The sequence below is a fragment of the Brevundimonas sp. 01N35 genome (assembly GCF_056399785.1).
Genome location: NZ_JBFTRZ010000003.1, coordinates 211206 through 236573 on the forward strand (window position 1 = coordinate 211206; position 25368 = coordinate 236573).

26 protein-coding genes are annotated in these 25368 nt (G+C 67.8%); 9 read left to right on the forward strand and 17 right to left on the reverse strand.

Features of this window, described 5'->3' with window-relative positions; all coding sequences use genetic code 11:
- Positions 1-4: 4 nt before the first annotated feature.
- Entirely contained in the window at positions 5-904 is a 900-nt protein-coding gene (locus tag AC1DJ5_RS04215) for a LysR substrate-binding domain-containing protein (protein ID WP_477019788.1), read from the reverse strand.
- A 62-nt stretch (positions 905-966) separates the two neighbouring features.
- The gene (gene kdgD / locus AC1DJ5_RS04220) at positions 967-1911 is read right to left on the reverse strand and encodes a 5-dehydro-4-deoxyglucarate dehydratase (RefSeq protein WP_441455948.1); all 945 of its coding nucleotides are present in this window, start codon (positions 1909-1911) and stop codon (positions 967-969) included.
- A gap of 248 nt (positions 1912-2159) precedes the next feature.
- Between kdgD and AC1DJ5_RS04225 the strand changes: the two genes are divergently transcribed.
- The gene (locus AC1DJ5_RS04225) at positions 2160-3602 is read left to right on the forward strand and encodes an aldehyde dehydrogenase family protein (RefSeq protein ID WP_441455950.1); all 1443 of its coding nucleotides are present in this window, start codon (positions 2160-2162) and stop codon (positions 3600-3602) included.
- A gap of 123 nt (positions 3603-3725) precedes the next feature.
- The gene (locus tag AC1DJ5_RS04230; protein ID WP_477019789.1) at positions 3726-4100 is read left to right on the forward strand and encodes a hypothetical protein; all 375 of its coding nucleotides are present in this window, start codon (positions 3726-3728) and stop codon (positions 4098-4100) included.
- Positions 4101-4373: 273 nt separating this feature from the next.
- Here AC1DJ5_RS04230 and guaA read toward each other — a convergent pair whose 3' ends face one another.
- The 5 genes from guaA to guaB all read right to left on the reverse strand — a co-directional run bounded on the left by guaA (position 4374) and on the right by guaB (position 10015).
- Positions 4374-5936 carry a glutamine-hydrolyzing GMP synthase gene (gene guaA, locus AC1DJ5_RS04235; RefSeq protein ID WP_477019790.1) on the reverse strand — a complete coding sequence of 521 codons (1563 nt, stop codon included), beginning with the start codon at positions 5934-5936 and terminating at the stop codon, positions 4374-4376.
- Positions 5933-6667: a 5'-methylthioadenosine/S-adenosylhomocysteine nucleosidase gene (locus AC1DJ5_RS04240; protein ID WP_477019791.1), complete on the reverse strand. Its 735-nt coding sequence runs from the start codon at positions 6665-6667 to the stop codon at positions 5933-5935. The genes guaA and AC1DJ5_RS04240 overlap by 4 nt, the downstream gene beginning before the upstream one ends.
- Positions 6664-8094 carry an RsmB/NOP family class I SAM-dependent RNA methyltransferase gene (locus AC1DJ5_RS04245; protein ID WP_477019792.1) on the reverse strand — a complete coding sequence of 477 codons (1431 nt, stop codon included), beginning with the start codon at positions 8092-8094 and terminating at the stop codon, positions 6664-6666. Before AC1DJ5_RS04245 ends, AC1DJ5_RS04240 begins: the two co-directional genes overlap by 4 nt.
- 7 nt (positions 8095-8101) lie before the next feature.
- On the reverse strand, positions 8102-8494 hold the full coding sequence (locus AC1DJ5_RS04250) for an MAPEG family protein (protein WP_477019793.1): 393 nt from the start codon (positions 8492-8494) through the stop codon (positions 8102-8104).
- A gap of 63 nt (positions 8495-8557) precedes the next feature.
- On the reverse strand, positions 8558-10015 hold the full coding sequence (gene guaB / locus AC1DJ5_RS04255; protein WP_477019794.1) for an IMP dehydrogenase: 1458 nt from the start codon (positions 10013-10015) through the stop codon (positions 8558-8560).
- A gap of 140 nt (positions 10016-10155) precedes the next feature.
- On the opposite strand from guaB, the gene AC1DJ5_RS04260 reads away from it, so the two are divergent.
- Positions 10156-10695: a DUF2061 domain-containing protein gene (locus tag AC1DJ5_RS04260; RefSeq protein ID WP_477019795.1), complete on the forward strand. Its 540-nt coding sequence runs from the start codon at positions 10156-10158 to the stop codon at positions 10693-10695.
- Between the two features lie 162 nt (positions 10696-10857).
- On the opposite strand, the gene AC1DJ5_RS04265 is transcribed toward AC1DJ5_RS04260, so the two are convergent.
- Positions 10858-11580 (reverse strand): RlmE family RNA methyltransferase, encoded by a 723-nt coding sequence (locus tag AC1DJ5_RS04265; protein WP_441455961.1) that lies wholly within the window; start codon positions 11578-11580, stop codon positions 10858-10860.
- A gap of 79 nt (positions 11581-11659) precedes the next feature.
- Between AC1DJ5_RS04265 and AC1DJ5_RS04270 the strand changes: the two genes are divergently transcribed.
- The gene (locus AC1DJ5_RS04270; protein ID WP_300201005.1) at positions 11660-12124 is read left to right on the forward strand and encodes a peptidylprolyl isomerase; all 465 of its coding nucleotides are present in this window, start codon (positions 11660-11662) and stop codon (positions 12122-12124) included.
- A gap of 23 nt (positions 12125-12147) precedes the next feature.
- On the opposite strand, the gene AC1DJ5_RS04275 is transcribed toward AC1DJ5_RS04270, so the two are convergent.
- The 3 genes from AC1DJ5_RS04275 to AC1DJ5_RS04285 form a co-directional block, all read right to left on the reverse strand.
- Positions 12148-12663 carry a hypothetical protein gene (locus tag AC1DJ5_RS04275; protein WP_477019796.1) on the reverse strand — a complete coding sequence of 172 codons (516 nt, stop codon included), beginning with the start codon at positions 12661-12663 and terminating at the stop codon, positions 12148-12150.
- A gap of 56 nt (positions 12664-12719) precedes the next feature.
- Positions 12720-13343, reverse strand: a complete 624-nt coding sequence (locus AC1DJ5_RS04280) for a methyltransferase family protein (RefSeq protein ID WP_441455963.1) — start codon at positions 13341-13343, stop codon at positions 12720-12722.
- A 97-nt stretch (positions 13344-13440) separates the two neighbouring features.
- The gene (locus AC1DJ5_RS04285) at positions 13441-14409 is read right to left on the reverse strand and encodes a M28 family peptidase (protein WP_441455964.1); all 969 of its coding nucleotides are present in this window, start codon (positions 14407-14409) and stop codon (positions 13441-13443) included.
- Positions 14410-14549: 140 nt separating this feature from the next.
- On the opposite strand from AC1DJ5_RS04285, the gene ligA reads away from it, so the two are divergent.
- The 3 genes from ligA to AC1DJ5_RS04300 all read left to right on the forward strand — a co-directional run bounded on the left by ligA (position 14550) and on the right by AC1DJ5_RS04300 (position 17978).
- Complete coding sequence (gene ligA / locus AC1DJ5_RS04290; protein ID WP_477019797.1) at positions 14550-16883, forward strand: NAD-dependent DNA ligase LigA; 2334 nt, start codon at positions 14550-14552, stop codon at positions 16881-16883.
- A complete protein-coding gene (locus AC1DJ5_RS04295) occupies positions 16883-17485 on the forward strand; it encodes a 3'-5' exonuclease (RefSeq protein ID WP_477019798.1) in 603 nt (200 codons plus the stop codon). The genes ligA and AC1DJ5_RS04295 overlap by 1 nt, the downstream gene beginning before the upstream one ends.
- A 70-nt stretch (positions 17486-17555) precedes the next feature.
- Positions 17556-17978: a DUF2147 domain-containing protein gene (locus AC1DJ5_RS04300; protein ID WP_477019799.1), complete on the forward strand. Its 423-nt coding sequence runs from the start codon at positions 17556-17558 to the stop codon at positions 17976-17978.
- Positions 17979-18138: 160 nt separating this feature from the next.
- On the opposite strand, the gene AC1DJ5_RS04305 is transcribed toward AC1DJ5_RS04300, so the two are convergent.
- The 3 genes from AC1DJ5_RS04305 to AC1DJ5_RS04315 all read right to left on the reverse strand — a co-directional run bounded on the left by AC1DJ5_RS04305 (position 18139) and on the right by AC1DJ5_RS04315 (position 22054).
- Positions 18139-19125 carry an aldo/keto reductase gene (locus tag AC1DJ5_RS04305; RefSeq protein WP_477019800.1) on the reverse strand — a complete coding sequence of 329 codons (987 nt, stop codon included), beginning with the start codon at positions 19123-19125 and terminating at the stop codon, positions 18139-18141.
- Positions 19126-19197: 72 nt separating this feature from the next.
- Complete coding sequence (locus tag AC1DJ5_RS04310) at positions 19198-21024, reverse strand: aminopeptidase P family protein (RefSeq protein ID WP_477019801.1); 1827 nt, start codon at positions 21022-21024, stop codon at positions 19198-19200.
- Positions 21025-21187: 163 nt separating this feature from the next.
- Positions 21188-22054, reverse strand: coding sequence for a 50S ribosomal protein L11 methyltransferase (locus tag AC1DJ5_RS04315; protein ID WP_477019802.1), 867 nt, complete (start codon positions 22052-22054; stop codon positions 21188-21190).
- Positions 22055-22133: 79 nt separating this feature from the next.
- Between AC1DJ5_RS04315 and AC1DJ5_RS04320 the strand changes: the two genes are divergently transcribed.
- Positions 22134-22733 (forward strand): hypothetical protein, encoded by a 600-nt coding sequence (locus AC1DJ5_RS04320; RefSeq protein WP_477019803.1) that lies wholly within the window; start codon positions 22134-22136, stop codon positions 22731-22733.
- 92 nt (positions 22734-22825) lie between these two features.
- Here the strand turns inward: AC1DJ5_RS04320 and AC1DJ5_RS04325 are convergent, their stop codons facing one another.
- From AC1DJ5_RS04325 to AC1DJ5_RS04335, 3 genes are all read right to left on the reverse strand, one after another.
- Entirely contained in the window at positions 22826-23035 is a 210-nt protein-coding gene (locus tag AC1DJ5_RS04325; RefSeq protein WP_441455972.1) for a DUF3126 family protein, read from the reverse strand.
- 96 nt (positions 23036-23131) lie between these two features.
- Positions 23132-23953: a serine O-acetyltransferase gene (gene cysE / locus AC1DJ5_RS04330; RefSeq protein WP_477019804.1), complete on the reverse strand. Its 822-nt coding sequence runs from the start codon at positions 23951-23953 to the stop codon at positions 23132-23134.
- Positions 23954-23978: 25 nt separating this feature from the next.
- Entirely contained in the window at positions 23979-24608 is a 630-nt protein-coding gene (locus AC1DJ5_RS04335; RefSeq protein ID WP_477019805.1) for an NUDIX domain-containing protein, read from the reverse strand.
- A gap of 45 nt (positions 24609-24653) precedes the next feature.
- On the opposite strand from AC1DJ5_RS04335, the gene AC1DJ5_RS04340 reads away from it, so the two are divergent.
- A complete protein-coding gene (locus tag AC1DJ5_RS04340) occupies positions 24654-25256 on the forward strand; it encodes a nitroreductase family protein (protein ID WP_477019806.1) in 603 nt (200 codons plus the stop codon).
- The last annotated feature ends 112 nt before the right edge of the window (positions 25257-25368 follow it).

Genomic DNA, 25368 nt, shown 5'->3' on the forward strand with positions numbered 1-25368 from the left:
TCCTTCAGGGAGCCTCGTCCTCAACCTGAGCTCTGAACAGGTCGAGCAGCGGTTTCAGGCTCGGATTGTCATTATCGCGTCGCCAGGCCACGAACAGCTCGACCGGCCGCGCGGGCGTGATGTCCAGCGGGCGGAACTCGACCCCGTCGAAATGCAGGCGCATCGCCGCCTCTGGCACCACCGCCGTGCCGATGCGGGCGTGGACCAGGGCCAGGATGGAATGGATCTGGCTCATGTGCTGGACCTGTTGCGGCGAGACCCCCGCCGCATCGAACAGGCCGCTGAGCATGCCATGGAAATAGCCGGCCCCCTCGGGCGCATACATGATCATCGGCAGGGCGTCGAAATCGCTCAGCGACAGGACTGGCTTCTCCAGCCTGGGATCGCCGGACGGCAGGGCGGCCACCAGAGACTCGGTCATGACCCGCAGTTTGTCGAACTCGGGCCGGTTCAGCGGCGGCCGGATTAGCCCCAGATCAATCCGCCCCGTCAGCAGGGCCTCGATCTGTTCGCCAGTCACCATTTCCCGCAACGCCAGGTCGACGCTGGGGAGACGCTCGCGTGCCAGTTCGACCAGCTTGGGCAGGAAACTGTAGCCCGAGGCGGCGGTGAAGCCGATCGCCACCCGGCCCGCCTCGCCGCTGGCGATCCGCCGCGTCGCCAGCGACGCCGACTCGGCCAGACGCAGGATGCGGCGCGCCTCGATCAGGAAGGACCGACCGGCCGGCGTCAGCCGCACCGACCGGCTGGTCCGATCCAGCAGCACCACGCCGAGAATGCGCTCCAGCAGTTGCACCTGTCGGCTCAGCGGGGGCTGGGTCATGTTCAGGCGCATCGCCGCCCGACCGAAGTGAAGTTCTTCGGCCACGGCCACGAAGCAGCGCAGTTGGCTCAGTTCGAACATGGTCCCCCCTCCATCGGATCGATGAGCCTAGGCGCTTCGATCCGATGGGAACAGGTCATGCCCTAGCCGTTCGCCGCGAGCTTGGCCGACGTCGGCTGGATGCGGGCGATCAGGGCTTGAAGCTCGGCGAACTCGCTGTCCTTCAGGTCGACCAGGGGCGTGCGCACCGGGCCGGCGGTGCGGCCGACGGCAGTCATGCCCGCCTTGACGATGGACACGGCATAGCCCTTGCCCTTGTTGCGCAGGGCGATGTAGGGCAGCACGAAATCGCGCAGGCCCGCCATGATCGTCTCGTGATCCCGCGCCCGCACCGCCTTGTAGAAGTTCAGCGCGAAGTCCGGCACGAAGTTGAAGATGGCCGAGGAATAGGTCGTCACGCCCATCTCCAGATAGGCCGGCGCAAAGGTCTCGGCCGTCGGCAGGCCGCCGATATAGGTCAGCCGGTCGCCCAGGCGGGCATAAACCTGCATCATCAGCTCGATTTCGCCGACGCCGTCCTTGAACCCGACTAGGTTCGGGTTGCGCGCGCACAGCTTCTCCAGCGTGTCGGCGTTCAGGATGGCGTTGTCGCGATTATAGACGATGACGCCCAGCTTGGTGGACTTGCACACGGCCTCGACGTGGGCGGCCAGGCCCTCCTGCCCCGGGAACATCAGATAGGGAGGAAGCAGCAGGACGCCATCCGCGCCAGCGGCCTCGGCCGACTGCGCCATCTCGACCGCGATGGCGGTCCCATGACCGGCCCCGGCGATGACCGGCGTGCGCCCGTTCGTCTCGGCGACGGCGGCCCTGACGACTGCCTCGACTTCCGACGGCTTCAACGAAAAGAACTCGCCCGTGCCGCCCGCCGCGAACAGACCGGCGAGATCGTTCTGCAGCATCCAGTCGCAGTGCTCGCGATAGGCCGCTTCGACAAAACGGCCCTGGGCGTCGAAGTGGGTGACGGGGAAGGACAGCAGGCCGCCGCCAATCGTTCCGGCCATCTCCGCCGGGGTCATTCTGGACATGGAATTCCCTGTCTTCTCGCGGAAAAGCAGCCCCAACGGCGCTCTCATTCGCGTCTGGGAAGGACCGTATCGAGGGCGACCATTCCGGTCTAAGCCAAAGGGACTATCGACCGATGCTGCTTTTGGCTTGATCCGACGATGCTGGATCAATACCCGAATGCTCTTGATCTATGCCGTCTTGAAGGTTCGCATCCGGTCGGCGGGCCGCTAGACCATATCGCCAAAGGCCAAGGCAAAGGACGCTTCCCATGACGGACACGCTCGAACTCTCCCACTGGATCGGCGGCGAGAAGGTCGGCGGGGCGCTGGCGGGCGAGAGCCTGAACCCGTCCGATACGCGCGACGTCGTGGCCCGCACGCCCAAGGGCGGGGCGGCCGAGGTGGATCAGGCGGTACAGGCGGCGCGGGCAGCCTTCCCCGGCTGGGCCGACGCCTCGCCCGAGGTCCGCTTCGACGTGCTGGACCGGGCGGGCTCGATGATCATGGAGCGGCGCGAACAGATCGGCCGCCTGCTGTCGCGCGAAGAGGGCAAGACCCTGGCCGAGGGCATCGGCGAGACCGTCCGCGCTGGCCGCATCCTGAAGTATTTCGCCGGCGAGGCGCTGCGCGTTCACGGCCAGAACCTGACTTCGACCCGTCCGGGGGTGGAGATTCAGACCTATCGCCAGCCGGTCGGCGTCTTCGGCCTGATCACACCGTGGAACTTCCCCATCGCCATTCCGGCCTGGAAGATCGCCCCCGCCATCGCCTTCGGCAACACGGTCGTGATCAAGCCGGCCGGTCCGACGCCGGCCACGGCCGAGGCCCTGATCGCTGTCCTGCATGAGGCGGGCCTGCCCAAGGGCGTGGTCAACATGGTCATCGGCGACGGCGACGTGGGCCGCGCCATCGTCGCCCATCCGGGCGTGGACGGCATCAGCTTCACCGGCTCGCAGGCCGTCGGCGCCGGCGTGGCCGAGGGCGCGATGAAGCGTCAGGCCCGCGTGCAATTGGAGATGGGCGGCAAGAACCCGCTGATCGTGCTGAACGACGCCGATCTGGAGCGGGCGGTCGCCATCGCCCTGGACGGCAGCTTCTTCGCCACCGGCCAGCGCTGCACCGCCTCCAGCCGCCTGATCGTGCAGGACGGAATCCACGACCGCTTTGTGGCGCTGCTGGCCGAGAAGGTCGCGGCGCTGCGGGTCGGCGACGCCCTGGACCCCAACACCCAGATGGGCCCGGCGGTGACCGAGGCCCAGCGCGAGGTGTCCTACAACTACATCGACATCGCCCGCGCCGGCGGCGGCCGCATTGTCGTCGGCGGCGAGCGCCTCAGCCTCGACAAGCCGGGCTGGTACGTCCAGCCGACCCTGATCGCCGACACCCTGCCGGATGCGCGCATCAACACCGAGGAAGTCTTCGGCCCCGTCGCCTCGACCATCCGCGTCGCCAGCTACGAAGAAGCCCTGGCCGTCGCCAACGGCGTCGAATTCGGCCTGTCGGCGGGCATCGTCACCCAGTCGCTGAAACACGCCCGCGACTTCCAGAGGAACGCCCGCGCCGGCATGACCATGGTCAACCTGGCCACCGCCGGGGTGGACTACCACGTGCCCTTCGGCGGCTCGAAGAAGTCCTCCTACGGCCCCCGCGAACAGGGCTTCGCCGCGGTGGAGTTCTACACCCAGATCAAGACCAGCTACTCGGCGGGTTAGGAGCCAGACTAGGCTCGCCCTCCCTGGTCCTGCCGCCGTGGTCCAGATCACCCTGCCTCAGGGCCGCACTCCGTCATCACGCCTCTGACCCCGGCTGAACTGCCCCCCGCCCTGACTGCCCAAGTGCTGGCGGCGTCGTCCGGCCTGACCATCACTGGCGCCGAGCGCAAGGAACGCGAGGACCGCATCTATTTCGACGTGGCCGGCCAACGGCCTGACGGGACCGAGATCGAATTGGATGTCCAGCAGATCGACGGGCGCTTCGATATCGTCGAGATCCAACGCGACCTGGCCTTCGAAGAAATGCCAGAACCCGTCCGCGCCCTGACAGATAGCGTCCTGAGACAGGCCCGCCCCGAGCGCATCATCGAGAGCGTTCAGAAGGACGGGATCGCCATCTTCGAACTGTTTGCGCCCGGACAGCCGGCGGAACCCTCGGCCGAGATTCGTTTCGCCGACGGCGAGGCCCAGTTCCTCACCGAACGCTGGCCTCACTGAGCCTTTGGCGAAGACCCGTCCGAGCGGCCCCGGCGATAGGTCCCAAAGCAGACCTTCCGAACCGCAGCTTTGAGTCGAGGCCGTGTAAAAACGCACGGAGCTGGCTCGGATCGTCTCAGGCCTCGAGGCGCAGAGCGCCATCGTTTCCGGCTTTGATCGCCTCGAGCCCGACTTTTCAAACACTTAGCCAAGGCCAAGGCTCATTGACCATGTGAAATCGACTATCTGGCACGGCACTTAAGCTATTGTTATTGCTAACATTACACCAAGCCTTCATTCCCACTCGATGGTGCCGGGGGGCTTCGACGTCACGTCGTAGACGACGCGGTTGACGCCGCGGACTTCGTTGATGATGCGCGTGGCGGTCTTGGCCAGGATGTCCCAGGGGAACTGGTAGAAGTCGGCGGTCATGCCGTCGGTCGAGGTGACGGCGCGCAGGGCCAGGACCTTTTCATAGGTCCGAGCGTCGCCCATGACGCCGACCGTCTTGACCGGCAACAGGACGGCGAAGGCCTGCCAGATATCGTCGTAGAGACCCGCCTTGCGGATTTCGTCGAGGTAGATGGCGTCGGCGTCTTGCAGGGTCGCCACCGCTTCGGGCGTGATCTCACCGGGGATGCGGATGGCCAGACCCGGCCCCGGGAAGGGGTGGCGTCCGACGAAGGCGTCGGTCAGGCCCAGCTCGCGGCCCAGGGCGCGGACCTCGTCCTTGAACAGTTCGCGCAGCGGCTCGACCAGCTTCAGCTTCATGAAGTCCGGCAGGCCGCCGACATTGTGGTGGCTCTTGATCACCGCCGAGGGTCCGCCCGAGGCCGAGACGCTCTCGATCACGTCGGGATAGAGGGTGCCCTGGGCCAGGAACTCGGCGCCGTCGATCTTGGCGGCCTCGCGGTCGAAAATCTCGATGAAGACGCGGCCGATGGTCTTGCGCTTGGTCTCGGGGTCCGAAATCCCGGCCAGTTCGCCGAGGAATTCCTTCGACGCATCAACATGTACCAGCGGGATGTTGTAGTGCTCGCGGAAGAGGGTCGTGACCTGGGTCGCCTCCTCCTTGCGCAGCAGGCCGGTGTCCACGAAGACGCAGGTCAGCTGGTCGCCGATGGCTTCGTGGATCAGGACGGCGGCGACAGACGAGTCCACCCCGCCCGACAGGCCGCAGACCACCTTGGCCGAGCCGACCTGCTCGCGGATCTTGGCGATCTGCTCGTCGCGATAGGCGGCCATGGTCCAGTCGCCGGTCAGGCCGGCGATGCCGTGGGTGAAGTTCTTCAGGATCACGGCGCCGCGCGGGGTGTGCATCACCTCCGGGTGGAACTGCACGCCGTAGATCTTGCGCTCCTCGTCAGCGATGGCGGCGAAGGGCGCGCCTTCCGAGGTGGCGATGACGTGGAAGCCTTCGGGGATGGCGGTGACGCGGTCGCCGTGGCTCATCCATACCGGCTCGCGGTGATCGAGGGCGCCGATGCCGGCGAACAGCGGGCTCTCGCGGGTGATGACGATCTCGGCGCGGCCGAACTCGGCATGGTGGCCGCTCTCGACCTTACCGCCCAGCTCGGCGCAGATGGTCTGTTCGCCGTAGCAGATGCCCAGCACCGGCACGCCGGCGTCGAACAGGGCGTGGTCAGCCTTGGGGCTGTCGGCGTCCGTGGTCGAGTTGGGGCCGCCCGACAGGATGATGGCCTTGGGCGCCATCGCCTTCAGCGCCTCGCCCGCCTTGTTGAACGGATGGATCTCGCAATAGACGCCGGCTTCGCGCAGTCGCCGCGCGATCAGTTGCGTCACCTGACTGCCGAAATCGACGATGAGGACGGCTTCATGCGTATGAGGGGCGGTCATGAGGACTCAGAATCCGAAGCGGGCGTTGATGGGGCGGGTTCTTGACGGGTGAAGACGTCGGGATCAAGTCGCGAGGCGGGAACATCGACCAAGGCAGCCAGCCCTTGCGTCGTCAGCACCTCGCTCAGACGGTCCCAGGCGAGCGCCAGATTGGCGTCGACGTGGTGCAGGGTGGAGGTCCAGTCCTCAAGCTTGGTCAGCTCGCTCTTGCCGTCGCTGACGCCGCGAAGCGCCACCAGCGGCACGCCAAACGTCTGGGCGACGCGCAGCAGGGCGAAGGTCTCCATGTCCACCATCTCGGCGTCGATGGCGTCATAGGCGGCGCCTGAGACGACATTGGCGCCGGTCGACAGGGTCGCCGTCGGCACGCCGGGAATGGGGCAAGGCAGAGGCAGGATGGCCGGGAGGTCCAGCAGAGGCGTCCGCCCCTTCTCGAACCCCAGCGGGCTGGCGTCCATGTCGCGATAGCTGACGGACGAGGCCTGATAGACCGCCGCATGGTCCAGGTCGCGCGACCCGCACGAGCCCAGCGAGACGATCAGGTCCGGCAGGGCGTCGCCCGCCTCCAGCCGCGTCAGGGCGGCCGTCAGGGCGATCGCCGCCTCGACCGGCCCGACCCCGGTCATCAGCGGCACGATGCGCGCCTGAAGGGCGGCGCCGTATTCAGCCGGCGCCGCCATGACGGGCAGGACCGTCAGGCCATAGATGGTTTCTGAGCGGCCCTCGCTCACGCCGTCCGCTCATAGACGGCGGCGAAGAAGCCGTCGGTGCCGGTCGAGGCGGGCGACAGACGCAGGCGATGACCGCCAGCCGCCAGGGCGCCCAGACGATCGCGCGCAGCGTCGGTCAGGGCCGGGCTGTTCAGTGCCTCGGCGACCGGCACGGGCGCGAACTCGGGGTGGTTTTCCTCGAAGGCGTCGGCCGTGGCCTCGTTCTCGCCGCGCAGCATGGAGCAGGTGACGAAGACCAGACGGCCGCCCGGCTTCACGAGGGCCGAGGCGCGATCCAGAATCTGGACCTGCAGGGCGTGCAGGCGCTCGACCTCGGACGGCTTCAGACGCCAGGCGTCCTCGGGACGACGACGCCAGGTGCCCGAACCGCTGCACGGCGCGTCGACCAGAACCACGTCGGCTTGACGCACTAGGTCCTCGACCCCGCCGCCGTTCTGGCCCAGCAGGCGAAGGTCGGCGGTGACGCCGGCGCGGGCCAGACGCGGACGGATGTTGTCCAGACGCTTCTTCACCACGTCATAGGCGAACAGGCGGATGTTGCTGGTGATCTCGACCGGCTTGGCCTTGGGCTTGGCGACCGGAGCCGCCTCCCCGTCCCCGCCGACCGGCGACCAGGCGGCGACCGGCGCGGCCTCGGCCTGAACCTTGGGTGCCTTGGTCATGACCGGCTGGCCCAGCATGGCCAGACCCACGGTCTTGCCGCCGCCGCCGGCGCAATAGTCGACCACGGTCATGCCGGGCACGACGCCCGTCAGCCAGCAGGCGACCTGACTGCCTTCGTCCTGAATTTCGATATGGCCCTGCTTGAAGGCCTCCAGCGCCTGGACGTTGGGCGGGGGCTCGGCCGACAGGCGCAGGCCCACGGCCGACCAGGGCGTGCGCACGGGCGACAGACCGGCTGCGACCAGTTCCGCCTCGACGGCCGCGACCGTGGTTTTCGCGACGTTGACGCGCAGGTCGATGGGCGCGCGCGGCGCCATCAGTTCGTGGGCTTCTTCGGTCCAGCGGTCGCCGAACGTGATCTTGAAGTCCTCGACCACGAACTCGGGCAGGCCGGCGGCGACCCAGCCGGGCAGTTCGCCCGGCGCCGAGGTGATACGGCCGCGCTCCTGCTTCGACAGCGGACGCGGGCCATAGCCCTCGCCCGAGTGCAGCAATTCGATCTCGTCCAGCGGCAGACCGTCGATCAGCGACAGCGAACCGATGACCAGAGCCCGGCCGTCTTCACGTCCGCCCATGGCCCAGACCAGACGGCCGCGGGCGCGGATGACCTTATAGACGCGGTCGGCGATGGCGCGACGATCCCCGGACCCCGCGTAACGGTTGGCGGCGCCCCATGCCTTCAGCACCACCTCGGCCGGCTGGCGGCTGTGGGCGATGCTGTCGAGGACGGAGGCGGCGGCGGCGAGGCGGGCTGCAGGAGTCAATCGGATCTCAAATGAAAAGGGCCGTGAGGATCATCGCCAGTCCCGCGAACGAGACCAGCCAGACCAACGACCGGATATAGGGCACGCCAAGGGCGTAGAGCGGAATATAGGCGACGCGCGCCCAGAAATAGAAGGCTGCGCCCCACAGGGTCAGAGCGCTTTCCTGACCCGTGACATGGGCGATCAGGACGGCGCCGATGAAGAGCGGCAGGGTCTCATAGAGGTTCCGCTGGGCTCTTTCGAGGCGGCCGGTCAGCGGATGCTTGGGCTCCGGCGTCTGATCGCGCGCGCCGGCGTTCCAGGCGACGCCGAACTCGAGCAGGCGAGCGCCCGCCGGCAGAAGGATCTGCACCAGGGCCAGGATCAACACGGCCGCCAGATAGGTCAGTTCAGTCGTCACGCCCTATCCTCCGCATCCGCTCGAAACGAAACCGCTCCCGGCTGGAACCGGGAGCGGATCAGGTCAGCCCTGACGATAGTTCGGCGCTTCGCGCGTGATCATCACGTCGTGGACATGGCTTTCGCGCAGACCCGCATTGGTGATGCGCACGAAACGGGCGCGTTCCTGGAAGTCCTTGATCGTGGCGGCGCCGACATAGCCCATGGAGGCGCGCAAGCCCCCGACCATCTGGTGCAGCACCGGAGAGATCGGACCCTTGTAGGCCGTCTGACCCTCGATGCCTTCGGGGACCAGCTTCTCGGTCGAGACTTCCTTCTGGAAGTAGCGGTCGGCCGAGCCGGCGCCCATGGCTCCGACCGAGCCCATGCCGCGATACGACTTGTAGGTCCGGCCCTGGTACAGGAAGACCTCGCCGGGGCTTTCGTCGGTGCCGGCGAACATCGAGCCCATCATGGCCACGCTGGCGCCGGCTGCGATGGCCTTGGCCAGATCGCCCGAATACTTGATGCCGCCGTCGGCGATGACCGACGAACCGCTGTCCTTGGCCGCACGGGCGGCGTCCATCACGGCGGTCAGTTGCGGCACGCCCACGCCCGCGACGATGCGGGTGGTGCAGATGCTGCCCGGACCGATCCCGACCTTCACGGCGTCGGCGCCCGCGTCGATCAGGGCGCGGGTGGCGTCATAGGTGGCGACGTTGCCGGCGATGATCTGCAGGCGGTTGTTCTCGCGCTTGATGCGCTCGACCACCTGGGCGACCGAGATCGAGTGGCCGTGGGCGGTGTCGATCACCACCACGTCGCAGCCCGCTTCGGCCAGGGCCATGGCGCGCTCATAGCCCGCATCGCCGACGGTCGAGGCGGCGCCGACCAGCAGGCGGCCCTGCTCGTCCTTGGCGGCGTTCGGGAAGGCCTGGGCCTTCTCGATGTCCTTCATCGTGATCAGGCCGACCGCGCGATAAGCCTCGTCGACGACGATGACGCGTTCGATCTTGCGCGTGCGCAGCAGGTTCCACGCCTCTTCACGACCGGCGCCTTCGCGCACGGTGATCAGGTCGCCCGTGGTCATCAGGGCCGAGGCCTTGATCGACGGATCGCTCTCGAACCGCATGTCGCGGTTGGTCAGCATGCCGACCAGCTTGCCCGTCGCCGGATCGACCACCGGGAAGCCGGTGATCTTCTTGCGTTCGACGATCTGGCGAACCTCGCCCAGGGTCGTGTCGGGCGAGACGGTCACCGGGTTGATGACCATGCCGCTTTCATAGCGTTTGACGGTGCGGACCTGCTCGGCCTGCTCCTCGATGGTCATGTTGCGATGAAGCACGCCCAGGCCGCCGGCCTGCGCCATGGCGATCGCCAGACGGCTTTCGGTCACTGTGTCCATGGCGGACGACAGCAGCGGGATGTTCAGTTTGATGTTGCGCGTCAGCTGGGTCGAGACATCCGCCATCGCTGGCATGATCTCGGACGGGCCGGGTTCGAGCAAAACATCGTCGAAGGTTAGGCCTTCGCGTATCTCCATGAGGAGTCTCCGTTTTGCGGGCCGCGTATAGCGCCCGAGGGCGGGCCACCGCAACCCCAAGACGGACCTATGCCGGGAATAAGAGGAATTGCCTTGCGTCCCGGCGCGTTCAAACCCACATATTGCGAATGGTTCGCATATTGATCAGCACCGCCCGACGCCTCGCGCTCAAGATCGCGAGCTACGGCCTCATGCACCTGATCGTGGCCATCCTCGTGGCCTTCGCCCTGACCCGCGACTGGCGCATCGCCCTGGCGGTCGGGGTGGTCGAACCGATCTTCCAGACCCTCGCCTATTCCATCCACGACCGGGTCTGGCGCCGGGTCGAGCAACGCCGGATGCTGTCAGGCTTCGAGGAAACCGCCGAGGCCGTCACCGCCCGTCTGGAGCTGATGAACGCCCACGAGCAGAACCGCGTGCACAACCATCACGGCCACAGCCACGCCCTGCCCCGCAGCCTGAAACAGGTGGCGCTGAAGACCGTGACCTATGGCGTCATGCACTTCGCCGTGGCGGTGCTCGTGGCTTTCGCCCTGACCCGCGACTGGCGCATCGCCCTGGCCATCGGCACAGTCGAGCCCCTGGTGCAGACGGTCTTCTTCACCCTGCACGACCGTATCTGGACGCGGATCGAAGCCAAGAAGGCCCGCCGGGCGGCGGAAGCCGCCGCCTCGGCTTAGAGTGCACCCGTACCCCACCGCCGCTCATCCCGGCGGACGCCGGGATCCAGTGAGAACCTCAGACGCAGCGACTGAAAGAGTCGTTCTGGCCGTAAGTCGGCGTGTGCGTGGCCAAAGGACTGGATCCCGGCGTCCGCCGGGATGAGCGGAATAGAGGGGGCCCTACCGCTTGTTCAGCGCCACCAGGAAGACCTCGGCGCTGCCCTTGCGGCTCGATTCCGGCTTCACGTACTTCACCGTCTCGAACTCCTCGCGCAGCCGCGCCAGAACCCCGCCAGCGTCGCCGCCCTGGAAGTTCTTGGATACGAAATTCCCACCGGGCTTCAGCGTGCGGATGGCGAAGTCGGCGGCGATCTCGATCAGGGCGATGATCTTCAGGTGGTCGGTCTGGCGGTGGCCCACGGTGTTGTGCGCCATGTCCGACAGCACCAGGTCCGGTCGGCCGCCGATGGCGTCGATCATCTGCTGGTCCACGCCCGGATGGGTGAAGTCGGCCTGGATCAGGGTCGCGCCGGGAATCGGCTCGATCATCAGCAGGTCCACGCCCGCCACCGCCGTCGCCCCGCGATTCAGCGCCACCTGGATCCAGCCGCCCGGGGCCGCGCCCAGGTCGATGACCCGCGAGCCCTTCTTGATCAGGCGGAAACGGTCATCGATCTCCAGCAGCTTGAAGGCCGCCCGGCTGCGCCAGCCCTCGGCGCGCGCCCGCTCGGACCACTTGTCCGACAGTTGGCGCTTGATCCACTGCTGGCTCGACATGGATTTGGTGTCGGCCGTCTTCATTTTCTGGCCCAGGCCGCGCCCTGCGGCGGTGCCGCCCGTGGGCGGGCGAACCATCCGGCGGCGTTCCGGCGGCTTCTCGGTGGGCTTTTCGTCGTCAGTCATGCTTCCCACATAGCGGTGACAGCGTTCAGCCGCTATGACCCGCGCACAATTCTGGCCCGCACACACCAAGGAGAGCCTGATGGCCGACCAAACCCTGACCTTCACCCTGGACACCGGCGACGGCGAAGAACGCAACGTCGTGATCAAGCTGCGCGACGATCTGGCCCCCGGCCACGTCGCCCGCATCACCGAACTGGCCTCGGAAGGCTTCTATGACGGCGTGGTCTTCCACCGCGTCATCCCGGGCTTCATGGCCCAGGGCGGCGACCCGACCGGCACCGGCACCTCGGGCTCCAAGAAGCCGAACCTGAAGGCCGAGTTCTCGAAGGAGCCGCACGTCCGCGGCGTCTGCTCGATGGCCCGCACCTCGGATCCCAACAGCGCCAACTCCCAGTTCTTCATCTGCTTCGACGACGCCCGCTTCCTCGACGGCCAGTACACCGTCTGGGGCGAAGTGATCGAAGGCATGGAACACGTCGACGCCCTGCCCAAGGGCGAGCCGCCCCGCGCTCCGGGCAAGATCGTCAAGGCGACCGTCGCCTAACGAACGGTACTAGCGGCGGGGGATCAGTCCCCCGCCCACCATCGCATCGACACGTTGTTGAAGGTCCGGTTTCCGACCTTGAGCGTCCCCTTCAGGACGACGCCCTTGTCTCCCAGATTGCGCCGCGCCGTCGCCAGCGCGCCCTGGTCGAGCTTTCCATCGAACGACACCGCGCCCAATCCGCCCGACAGGGCCTGAACGCGCACCCGGTTCTCGGTCACATCGTAGGTCGCCGGGATCAGGCGCAGCCGACGCCGGTTCTTGCCGTTGACGGTCTCGACCGGCGGCCCCGTCATGTCCTCGAACTCGATCATCACCGGCGCAAAGCCCGCCGGTCGCTCGCCCCCCTCCCAGGCGATGAAGTCCGGGACCTGTCCCATGAAGACGTGGTGCAGACGCCAGTTGTCCACCCGAACCTCGGCGGTCGGGATGTAATAGCCGGACACGTCTTCCGGCAAATCATGAGCAAAGGCCGCAGCTTTCGACGCCGTCACGGTTTCAGGCGCCTTGGGCGGCTGGTCGCAGGCCGCCAACGCCATGAGGCCGGCCAGAGCCGCGACAGCCGCGAAACGCCCCCGCCTCATCGCAGATGGGTTCACGGCAGATGGATCAGCGAGGCCAGCCAGCCGATATCCTGCAGCTTCTCGACCGACTCGAACAGCGGCACGGCCAGCAGGAAGACCAGCCCATCGCGCAGCGTAGCCAGGAAGAAGCTGGGCTTGATCTCCAGCATCCCCTCGTCATGCCATTTGGAAAAGTTCGGCCAGAAGCGCGGCGTGCGGCCGCAATAATCGGCATAGGTCTGGCCGAACGCTTCCGACAGCCAGGCCTCTTCGCGCCGCACCGTGGCGTAGAAGACGCCGACGGTCAGGATCAGGAACAGGGCGGCCAGGATCAGGCTGCCCGTCTGGGCGCCGACGCCGAACGCGCCCATAAAGCTGAAAATATACAACGGGTTGCGGCTGATCGAGTAAGGGCCGCGATTGACGATCTCGGCCTTCTTGCGCCCGCCGATATAGAGCGAGCACCAGGCGCGTCCTACAATGCAGATGACGATCAGGCCCAGGCCGACGGCTTCAAGCACCTCGTGAAGCCCGCCCTCGCCCCAGCTGGACCGCGTGAAGAAGGCTAGGCCCACCACGGCCGCCAGGCCGATCGCAAGAGCAATCTTGCGAACCTTCTGGACCTTTTGAATATCGAACCCTTGCACTGCTGACATGACGCCTACTTCCCCCCATTTCGGAGGGAGCCAAACGCCCGTTCAGCGTCCCGCGCAAGCCCTTTATTTGCGAGCGATTTTCGCCCGCACCGCGAACCTACTGGTCCAGCCAGCCGTCCAGGGCGCGGAAGCTCTCGATGGCCAGTTCGGTCGAGGCCTGGAACACCCCGGGCGTGACCCGCTCATAGTCGTCGCTGGGGCGGTGATAGTCGGGGTGGTAGTTCACGCCGAAATACAGGAACGGCAGGCCGACGGCGTTGAAGGCGCCGTGGTCCGAGGCATTGACCCAGTTGTCCTCGCCCTTGTCCTCGGGCGTGTCCTTGCCAAAGGCCAGCGCCACAGCGCCGCGCGCGGCGATCCGCTCCAGCAGCGGACGGAAATATGGATGTTGATAAGTGCCCGTGACCCACAGCTTGCCGTCCGTCTCGGCGCGGGCGGTCATGTCATAGTTGATGTTCATCGAGATCGACGACAGCGGCATGGGCGGCGCCTCGACGAAACGCTTGGCCCCCAGAAGCCCCCGCTCTTCCCCGTCCAGGGCGACGATCAGGACGGTGTGTTCCGGCGGATTGGCCTTCAGCCGCTTGGCCAGCTCCAGCATGGTCGCCACGCCCGAGGCGTTGTCGTCGGCGCCGTTGTAGATCTGATCGCCATGCACCCCGACGTGGTCGTAATGGGCGGTGACGACGATGTACTTGTCCCCGACGCGCGTGCCGGGAATGACGCCCAGGATATTGGTCCCGTTGAACCACTTGGGCCCCTCGCGCGTGCGGCCCTGCATCTCCCACGGCTGCAGCCGCCCCATCGGCGACGGCTGTACGCCCAGCGCCTCCAGCCGGCCGACGATGTAGTCGCGCGCCTTGGCCCCGCCCTCTGATCCCGTGTCGCGCCCCTGCATGTCGTCGGCCGACAGAATGCGCAGGTCGTCCATCAACTGGGCGTAGTCCGCCGTCGAAGCCTCGATCGGAGCCGCCGCCGGCAGCGTTTCGACAGGCGTCGTCGTCTCGCACGCGGCCAGCGTCAGGGCGGCGGCGACGGCGGACAGGCTGGCGAGAACAGGACGCATGGAAGGCTCCGGGCAGGTGGGTCGGCGGACGCTAGCGGGCGTCGGAGCCCGCGTCAGATTACGTTTCTGTCATGGACTGTGCGACGCAGCCCCCGCCAGTGCTAAACAGCCGGACCAACGAGGCTGACCGCGCGATTCCCATGTCCGAAACTCCCGTCGACATCCTGACCGAAGACCAGGCCCGCGAGGAGCTGGCGCATCTGTCGGCCGAACTGGCCCGCCACGACGCCCTCTACTACGCCGACGCCGCGCCCGAGATTTCCGACGCCGACTACGACGAGCTGAAGCGCCGCGCCCTGGCCATCGAGGCCCGCTTCCCGGCCCTGACCAGCCCCGTCTCGCCGTCGCAGCGCGTCGGCGCGCCGGTCTCGACCCAGTTCGCCGAGGTCCGCCACGGCGTGCCCATGCTGTCGCTGGACAACGCCTTTGATGAAGGCGAGGTGCGCGATTTCGTCGCCCGCATCGGCCGCTTCCTCAAGCTGCCCGGCGACGAGCCGATCGCCTTCGTGGCCGAGCCCAAGATCGACGGCCTCTCGGCCAGCCTGCGCTATGAAAAGGGCGTCCTGATCCAGGGCGCCACGCGCGGCGACGGCAAGACCGGCGAGGACGTAACCGCCAACCTGAAGACCATCGCAGCGATCCCGCAGCGCCTGACCGGCTCCGGCTGGCCCGACGTCATCGAGATCCGGGGCGAAGTCTATGCCCCCAATGACGCCTTCGACGCCTTCAACGCCGCCGCCGAAGCCGAGGGCCGCCGCACCTACGCCAACCCGCGCAACTTCGCCGCCGGCTCGCTGCGCCAGAAGGACCCGAAGATCACGGCCAAGCGCCCCCTGACCTTCTTCGCCTACGCCTGGGGCGAGACCTCGGCCTCGTTCGCTGAAACCCAGCACGGCGCTCTGGAAGCCTTCCGCAGTTGGGGGTTCCAGGTCAACGAACGGTCCCGCCGCGTCGAGGGGGCCGAAGGGCTAGTCGGCGTCTATCGCGGGCTCGAGACCGACCGCAGCGGCCTCGGCTACGACATCGACGGCGTGGTCTATAAGGTCGACCGCCTGGACTGGCAGCATCGCCTGGGCTTCATCGCCAGAAGCCCTAGATGGGCCATCGCCCACAAGTTCCCGGCGCAACAGGCGACCACCGTGCTGGAGGGCATCGACATCCAGGTCGGCCGCACCGGCTCCCTGACCCCTGTCGCCCGGCTGCACCCCGTCACCGTCGGCGGCGTCGTCGTGCGAAACGCCACCCTGCACAACGAGGACGAGATCGCCCGCAAGGACGTGCGCATCGGCGACACCGTCATCCTGCAACGCGCCGGCGACGTCATCCCGCAGATCGTCGGCGTGGTCGAAGGCCTGCGTCCCGAAGGGGCTGAACCCTTCGCCTTCCCCCACGTCTGCCCCGTCTGCGGCTCGGAGGCCGTGCGCGAGGGCGACGAGGTCAAACGCCGCTGCACCGGCGGCCTGATCTGCGACGCCCAGATCGTCGAACGCTTGAAGCACTTCGTCAGCCGCCGCGCCTTCGACATTGAAGGGCTTGGCGAAAAGCACCTGACCGCCTTCCACGCGCGCGGCTGGATCAAGGAGCCGGCGGACATCTTCCGCCTGGCCCGCGACGAGGAAAAACTGGCCCTGCTGCGTCGGGAAGACGGCTACGGCGAGACCAGCGTCGGCAATCTGGTCGCCGGGATCCAGGCGCGGCGGACCATCAGCCTGGACCGCCTGATCTTCGGCCTGGGCGTGCCCGAGATCGGCGAGCAGACCTCGCTGGTCCTGTCGCGCGCCTTCGGCAGCTGGACCGCCTTCCGCGACGCCTGCATGGCCGCGTCGCAGGGTCTGGCCAGCGACGACTGGAAGGCCCTGGCCGCGACCCACGCCATCTCGCCACGCGTCCTGACCCTGATGGCCGAGGCGCGGCCGCCTGCCGACGATCCCTGGCCCGCGGCGCCGATGGATCAGAAGATCGCCCTCGCCTTCCCCGGCATGGCCGCGCCCGCCCGTCGCTCGCTGGCCGAAATCTCCGGCGGCTGGGCCGACCTGACCCGCTGGGCGGCCGTCGCCCGCAGCGAAGGTCCCTCCGAAATGCTGAACCAGATCGCGGGCGTCTCGGGCGTCGGCCCCGTCGCCGCCGAAGCCCTGGCCCACTTCTTCCACGAGCCGCACAACCGCGAGGTCGTCGACGCCCTGCTGGCCGAACTGGACCGGGTCGAGGACGTGGCCGCGCCTGTGACCGACAGTCCGGTCGCCGGCAAGACCGTCGTCTTCACCGGCTCGCTGGAACGCTTCACCCGCGACGAGGCCAAGGCGCGCGCCGAAAGCCTGGGCGCCAAGGTCTCGGGCTCGGTGTCCAAGAAGACCGACTATGTCGTCGCTGGTCCCGGCGCCGGCTCCAAGCTGAAGGACGCCGAAAAGCACGGCGTCGCCGTCCTGACCGAGGACGAATGGCTGGCGCTTATTGCGGGAACTTCGGTCGCCTGATGCGAGCCGTAGCCATCGACTTCGAAACCGCCAATGAACAGAGGGCCAGCCCCTGCTCCATCGGCCTGGCCTGGATCAACGACGGCCGGATCGAGTCCGTCGAGCACCACTATATCCGCCCGCCGGGCATGCGCTTCGCCAGCTTCAACATCGCCTTCCACGGCATCGGCCCGGATCAGGTCGCGGACGCGGAGGAGTTCCCCGCCGTCCTGGCCGCCATCGCCCCGCGCCTGCAGGGCCGGACCGTGCTGGCCCACAACGCCGCCTTCGACGTCAGCGTCATCCGCGGCACATGCGACCACTACGGCCTCGCCTATCCCGAGTTCGACTACCTCTGCACGGTGAAACTGGCCCAGATCACCTGGCCGGAATTCGCCTCGCACAAGCTGAACAACGTCTGCGCCGAACTGGGCATCCAGTTCAAACACCACGACGCCGCCGAAGACGCCTTCGCCTGCGCCTCTGTCGCTCTGGAGACCCTGCGGATGCACGAGGCGGCCTGCGCCAGTTCGCTCGCGCGGGCGACGGGCATCAGTCTCGGACGGCTGCACGCCGGCGGCTACAGCCCCTGCTCCTCGGCCAAGCCCAGGAAGCCGCGCTAACGGTCTCGCCAAGGGCCTTGATTCTATCGCGAACCAGGATCAGCTTCGGACTATAACGCGAGGAAACAAGATGAAAGCTCCGCTCGTTCTTGCCCTGGCGGCAAGCGTGGTTGCCCTGGCCTCGCCCGCTCTGGCGTCTGACCCGACCGGCCTGTGGCAGACGCCGACCAACGGCGGTCAGGTGCGCATCGCCCGCTGCGGCCAGGCACTGTGCGGCACGCTGGAGACCTCCGACCGCATCCGTCAGGATCCCAACGCCCGCGACGTGCGCAACAAGAACCCCGAGCTTCGCGGCCGCACCCTGCGCAACCTGCCGCTGCTTTCAGGCTTCACCGGCGGGCCAGCCGAATGGCGCGGCGGCTCGGTCTATAATCCCGATGACGGCGGCACCTATCACGGCACGATCACCATGACCGGCGACAATAGTCTGCGCCTGCGCGGCTGCATCGTCGTCCCCCTGTGCAAGACCCAGACCTGGACCCGCATCCAGTAGGCCTCTGGCAATCCTCCCCTGCTTGCGGGGGAGGGGGACCATGCGCAGCATGGTGGAGGGGGCGAAACCTAGCCGCCTACGCTTGAAGCCGCCCCCTCCACCGCCTGCGGCGGTCCCCCTCCCCCATTTCGCTACGCTACATAGGGGAGGATCGGATGCTTCAGCGGTTCAGCGCCGAGCGCCCCGCTGCGGCGTAGCGTTCGCCGGACGCCGCCCCCTTGGGAAAGACCGCCTCGATCCGCGCCAGGTCTTCCGGCGTCAGCACGATCTCGGTCGCGGCGACATTCTGCTCCAGCGTTGCAATCCGGCGCGTGCCGGGGATGGGAACCAGATCCTCGCCCTGGGCCAGCACCCAGGCCAGGGCCAGTTGCGCCGCCGTCACGCCCTTGTCGGCGGCGATGGCGCCCACCGCCGCCACCAGATCCAGGTTCTTCTGGAAATTCTCGCCCATGAAGCGCGGGTTCGAGCGGCGGAAGTCATCGGCGGCCAGATCGTCGACCGACCTGATCTCGCCCGACAGGAAGCCACGCCCCAGCGGGCTGTAGGGCACGAAGCCGATGCCCAGTTCCCGCACCGTGGCGAAGATCTCGTCCTCCGGCTCGCGGCTCCACAGCGAATATTCGGTCTGCAGGGCGGTGATGGGGTGGACCGCATGGGCCTTGCGCAGGGTCGCGGGCGCGGCTTCGGACAGGCCGAGGAAGCGGACCTTGCCCTCGGTCACCAGCTCGCCCATCGCCCCGATCGTCTCCTCGATCGGCGTATCGGGATCGACGCGGTGCAGATAATAGAGGTCGACGTGGTCGACGCCGAGCCGGCTCAGGCTGCCCTCGATGGCGCGCCGCACGTTGGCGAGCGACCCGTCGACGGCCAACGCCGTGCGGTCGGCATTGTAGCCGATGCCGAACTTGGTGGCGATGAAGGCCCGGTCGCGCCGATCCTTCAGCGCCTTGCCCAGCAGCAGTTCATTGGTGTGCGGCCCGTACACCTCGGCCGTGTCGAACAGGGTCACGCCCAGGTCGAGCGCGCGATGCACCACGTCGATGGACTGGGCCTCGTCAGAACGGCCGTAAAAGGCGCTCATGCCCATGCAGCCCAGACCGATGGCCGAGACTTCGGGTCCGTTCGGGCCCAGCTTGCGCGTCTTCATGAGCGCCTTCCTTCTGATGTGAGAGGGCCGGCGACGTTGCCGCCGACCTTCACCAGATGGCGCCGTTCGGCCTTAGTTCAAGGGCGAAGTCTGCGCCTTCAGCCACGCCAGCGCCGCCTCGTCCTTCTGCACGCCGTCGGCCAGCAGCGGCCCGACCTTGGCCAGGACCTCGGCGTGATAGGCGTCGACATAGGCGCGCTCATCGGCGGTCAGCAGGGCTGTGTCGATCAGCTTGCGATCCAGCGGAGCCAGCGTCAGTTGCTCGAAGCCGTGCATCGGCCGCTCGCCGCCCGGAACCTGGGCCGGAGCGGTCACGACCTGCAGCGTCTCGATGCGGATGCCCCACTCGCCTTCGCGGTAATAACCCGGCTCGTTCGACAGGATCATGCCGGTCAGCAGCGGCTGGGTGTTGACGTAGGGGGCGATGCGCTGCGGCCCCTCGTGAACGCCCAGATAGGAGCCGACGCCGTGGCCGGTGCCGTGGTCGAAGTCGAAGCCCGCGTTCCACAGCGGCTGACGCGCCACCGCGTCCAACTGATGCCCCGTGGTCCCGGCGGGGAAGCGGATCACCGCCATGGCCACATGCCCCTTGAGCACCAGGGTGAACATGCGACGCTGGTCCGCCGTCCCCTCGCCGATGGCCATGGTGCGGGTCACGTCCGTGGTCCCGTCCAGATACTGACCGCCGCCGTCCACCAGTAGCAGACTGCCCTGCTCCATCGGACGGATCTTGGCGCCGACCGGCTTGTAGTGCGGCAGGGCGCCGTTCGGGCCGACCCCGGCGATGGTGTCGAAGGACAGGTCCTTCAGCATCCCGGTCGCCTCGCGGAAGCCCTCCAGCGCCTCGACCACCGCCCGCTCGTCCGGCAGTTCAGCCTGAGCGACCGTATCGACCCAATGCAGGAAGCGGGTCAGGGCCGCGCCGTCGCGGATGTGCGCCTGACGGCTGCCCTCGATCTCGACCTCGTTCTTCTGCGCGCGCGGCAGGGCGCAGGGGTCCATGCCGCGCACAATGGCGGCGCCCGCCGTTTCCAGACGGTCGAAATACCAGGCCGAGGACACCGCCGGGTCGATCAGCACCTTGCAGCCCGACAGGGCGTCCAGCGCGGCGGGCAGCGCCTCGGGCGCCTCCAGCGTCACGGCGTCGCCCAGCCAGCCGGGCAGTTCATTGGTGATCTTCGCGGGGTCGAGGAAGACCTTGGCCGTCCCGTCGGCCTTCACCACCGCCTGCCCCAGCGGCAGAGGCGTGCGGATCACGTCGCCGCCGCGAATATTGAACAGCCAGGCCAGCGACGACGGCGAGGTCAGCACCGCCACCTCCGCGCCCTTGGCGGCGATGGCCTGACCGATGCGGGCGCGCTTGGAGGCGGCGTTCTCGCCGGTATAGCGGTCCTCGTGCGGGACCACCGGCGCCTGCGGCTGGGCCGGGCGAGCATCGCCCCAAGCCAGATCAATGGGGTTGGGCTCGACGGCCTTCAGCGTCGCGCCGGCCTTCTCGACGGCGGCACGCAGGGTCGCCAGGGCGTCGGGGCTGTGCAGGCGCGGATCATAGCCGATGACCGAACCGGTGGTCAGGGTCTCCAGCCAGGCGGCCAGCCTGCCCAGCTCGACCCGCTCGAACAGGGCCGGATCGGTCTGGGCCTTGGCCTGAACCGTATAGCGGCCGTCGACGAAGACGGCGGCCTTGTCCGTCAGCACCACGCCCGCCCCGGCCGAGCCGGTGAAGCCGCTGACCCAGGCCAGACGCTCGCTGGCGTCGGGCAGGTATTCGTTCTGATGCTCGTCCTCGTGCGGGACCAGCAGGCCGTCCAGGCCCTGCTCAGCCATCTTCGCCCGCAGCAAGGGCAGATGCTTCCCCCCGAAGGACGGATCGGTGGTTTCGTCGAAGGTCTGGCGCATAGGTAGCTCTTATCCCTTCTCCCCTCGTGGGAGAAGGTGCCCCGAAGGGGCGGATGAGGGGTCTCTCAACGCAAAAGGGGCTGCGAGACTTGATGTCCCGCAACCCCTCATCCGTCTCGCTCCGCGAGCCACCTTCTCCCGCAAGGGGAGAAGGATCAGAGCATCAGCCCTTGCGCAGCTGCAACGCGCTCCACGCGTCGTGGTGGATGGTCTGCTCAACGACGAAGCCCAGCGGACGATAGGCGTCCAGCACCCGCTCCTCCTGCGTGCGCAGCAGGCCCGACAGAATGGCGACGCCGCCCGACTTCAACGCCTGACCGATCTCGGGCGCCAAAAACACCAAAGGCGCGGCCAGGATGTTGGCGAAGACCAGATCATAAGGCGCGTGCTGGGCGATGCGCGGATCGCTCAGGCCGTCGGCAAAATAGAATTCGCACTTGGCGTCGTTGATCGCTGCGTTCTCGTTGGCGATGCGGGCCGAGGGCTCGTCGATGTCGGTGCCGACGGCGATGGGCGAGCCCGTCCTGGCCGCCGCGATGGCCAGCACGCCCGTGCCGCAGCCGACGTCCAGAACCTTGTCGAACTTTTCGGTCTGCAACAGGTTGTCGAAGGCCTCCAGGCAGCCGACCGTCGTGCCGTGGTGGCCGGTGCCGAAGGCCGCGCCGGCGTCGATCTTCAGGTTGACCCGACCCTCGGGGATCTTGCCCTGATCGTGGGCGCCATAGACGAAGAAGCGCCCGGCCTCGACCGGCGGCAGGCCCGACAGCGACATGGCCAGCCAGTCGGCGTCGGCCAACTTCTCGACGATCACTTCCAGCTCGCCCTGGGCGCGCAGGGTGGCGGCGATGCCCTCGGCTTCCTCGTCCGTCGTCGGGAAGGCGTCGATGCGCCAAACGCCCTTGTCCTCGTCTTCTTCCAGGATCGAATAGGTCGCGCCCTCCAGCAGGGGGTTGGCGTCGATGGCGGCGGCGGCGGCTTCGGCGGCTTCGCGTTCGCCGCGTGCAATTACCTGGAGAGCGGACTCGGACATTTCTCAAACACCGTTATGATAACGAATCACGAGTGCGGGCGTGCGGATCGCCCGTTTCCACTGAGGGGTCCGGGAATCCATGGCTAAAGCACCGTCTGAGTCGAAATCTGCTGCGCCGAAGGCGGCGCCTGCCGCTTCCAAGCCGAAACCGGCGGCAAAGTCGAGCGCTGCGGCGCCGAAGGCCGCTGCAAAACCGAAGGCCGCGCCGAAAACCGCCGCTCCCAAGGCCGCTGCTGCAAAGCCCGCCGCCAAGACGGCTGCGCCCAAGGCCGCCGCAAAGGCCGCTCCGAAAGCCGCCGCCAAGGCTCCGGCCGTGAAGGCCGCCGCGGCGAAGCCCAAGACCGCTGCTCCGAAGGCTCCCGCCAAGACCGCCGCGCCGAAGAAGACTGCGGCGCCCAAGGCTGCACCGAAACCCGTCGCCAAGCCGGTCGAAGCGCCCAAGCCCGCCGTCGCCCCGGCTGCGGTTGCTGCTCCGGCCCCCACCCCGGCTCCGACGCCCGCTCCTGCTCCGGTCGCGGCTGCGCCCGCCCCGGCTCCCAAGCCGGTCGAAGCGCCCAAGCCCGCTGCGGCTCCGCAACCGGCGCCCGCTCCCAAGGCAGAGCCCAAGGCGGAGCCCAAGGCGGAGCCCAAGGGCTTCCTCGCCAAGCTGGGCGACATGATCTTCGGCAAGAAGAACTGATTTCGGCCATCGCCTGAAACGACAAAAGGCCGGAGGGTTCGCCCCTCCGGCCTTTTTCCTGCGTGGTTTCCAGAAGGCTCTGGAGACGCGGCTTATTCTTCCGGCAGGTCTTCGGCCAGGATCGCCATCTCGAACATGAACGAGCCGGCCTCGTCCTCGTCCTCGAACACCACGCCGATAAACTCGTCATCGACATAGACTTCGGCGGAGTCGGCGACCTTGCGGGCCTTCACCTTGATGCCGCCGTGGTTGAAGGTGCGCTTCAGGTGCGTTTCGACGCGCTTCAGATCGGATTCTTTCACGGGGGGAGCCTCGTTGGTGTCGTTGACGGCGGACCCTAGAGAAGGCGTCTCGCCATGGGAAGCCCACGCAGCAGGCGTCCACAGACGGCGGCCCCTTCAGATGACGAAATCATAGGCGATGTCGGCCAGGGTGTGATCCATGGTCCGGGCCGGCGTGGCGTCGGTCGGGCAGTTGACGATGCGCGCCGGCACCCCGGCGACGGTGCAGCCCGCCGGCACCGGCTTCAGCACCACCGAGCCCGAGGCCACCTTGGCGTAGTCGCCGATCGTGATGTTGCCCAGCACCTTGGCCCCCGCGCCCAGCAGGACCCCGCGGCCGATCTTGGGGTGACGGTCGCCGCGCTCGGCCCCGGTCCCGCCCAGGGTCACGGCGTGCAGCATCGACACCTCGTCGCCGACCACCGCCGTCTCGCCGATGACGATGCCCGTGCCGTGGTCGAGGAAGACGCCCGAGCCGATCTGCGCCGCCGGATGGATGTCCAGTTGGAACAGTTCGGAAATGCGGCTCTGGAAATGGAAGGCCAGGGTGTCGCGCCCCTCGCTCCACAGCCAATGCGCCACGCGCCAGGCCTGCAGCGCCTGGAAGCCCTTGAAATACATAAAGGGCTGCAACAACGACCGGATCGCCGGATCGCGGTCCTGCACCGCCTTCAGGTCCGCCTCGGCCGCGGCGACGATGCCCGGGTCGGCGGCGAAGGCCGACAGGGCGACCTCGCGCACCGTCATGGCCCCCAGTTCGGCGTCGCCCAGCTTGCGCGCGATCTGGAAGCTCAACGCCCCGGCCAGGTCGTCATGCGCCAGCACCACGGCGTTCAGCTGCGACGCCAGACGCGGCTCCTCGCGCGCGGCCTCTTCCGCCGCGGCGCGCAGTTGCGCCCAAAGGTCCGGCTGTTGCGGCACGACTTCCAGCTTGGCCATCGGCCCTCCGATTCAGGGTGCGATCCTACGCCCCCAGCATGGCCCGCGCCAGCGCGGCGGGCAGTTCGCCTTCCCGCGCCATATGGTAGGCCTTGTAGGCCGTCGCCACCGTCATGGCGTCGCGCACCGCCCCGCGCTTGATCTCGGCCATCAGGTCCAGGAAGGGCACGCGCGCCGACACGATCACCTCGGTCGGATCGGGATCGACCGGAACCGGGCTCAGCCCCCAGGCCACCCAGGTCATGACCCGCTCGTCGGTGATGGAGTTCGACAGATCCATGTCCAGGGCCGCCCGCCAGTGATCGGCCCGCACCCCGGCCTCTTCCGCCAGTTCGCGGCGCACGGCGTCGAACGGGTCCTCGTCCCTCGGCGCGCCGCCTTCCGGCATTTCCCAGGAATAGCGCATCAGGGTGAACCGATGCTGCCCGACCAGAACCACCGTGCCGTCGTCGTGCAGCGGCAGGACCCCGGTCCCGACGTTCTTGGGCCGCATCACCACATAGTCGGCGTCCATGCCCGTTGGGGCGACGGCCGGGTGCCGCGTCACCCGCATCCACGGCGTGTCGACCAGCACGCTCGTCCCGTCGCTGCGCCAGCGCGGCGGTTCCGGCAGGTGTTCGGCCCAGCGCGGTTTGATATCGACGATATCGCTCATGTCTCCGCTATGGCGCCGGACGCCGCGAAATCCTAGCTAGACGAGATGACCGACGCCGATCTTTCGACCGCCCTGCCCCTGCCCGTCCGCTCCGACGAACTGCTGCACCGCCTGGCGACGCGCCGCTCGGCCCCGGCCCAGTCGCTCGCCGCGCCCGGCCCTTCCGAGGCCGAGATCGACCAGATCCTGCACCTCGGCGCCCGCACCCCGGACCACGGCAAGCTCTTCCCCTGGCGTTTCGTGGTGCTGGGCCCGCAGAGCCGCACCGAACTGTCCGAAGCCCTCGCCGTCCTGGCCGAGGCCCAGGGCCGCGTCGACAAGGACCTGGCCGTCCTGGCCAAGCTGGCCAATCCGCCCCTGACCATTCTGGTGATCTCGACCCCCATCCAGGGCCACAAGGTCCCGGTCTGGGAGCAGCAGCTGTCCGCCGGCGCCGTCTGCATGAACCTGGAACACGCCGCCGACGCGCTGGGCTATTCGGCCAGCTGGATCACCGACTGGTACGCCTACGACCCCGCCGCCGTCGCCCTGTTCGGCGTCGAGGACGGCGAGACCATCGCCGGCTTCATCCACATGGGAACCCTGGCCGAGCCCCCCCTGGAACGCCCCCGCCCGGTCATGGCCCACAAGGTCACCCGGCGGCCGTAAATCCTCCCTTCTCCCCTTGCGGGAGAAGGTGCCCCGAAGGGGCGGATGAGGGGTTTTGCAACCGGCGGCGAGACCCCTCATCCGACCTCGCGTTGCTCGGCCACCTTCTCCC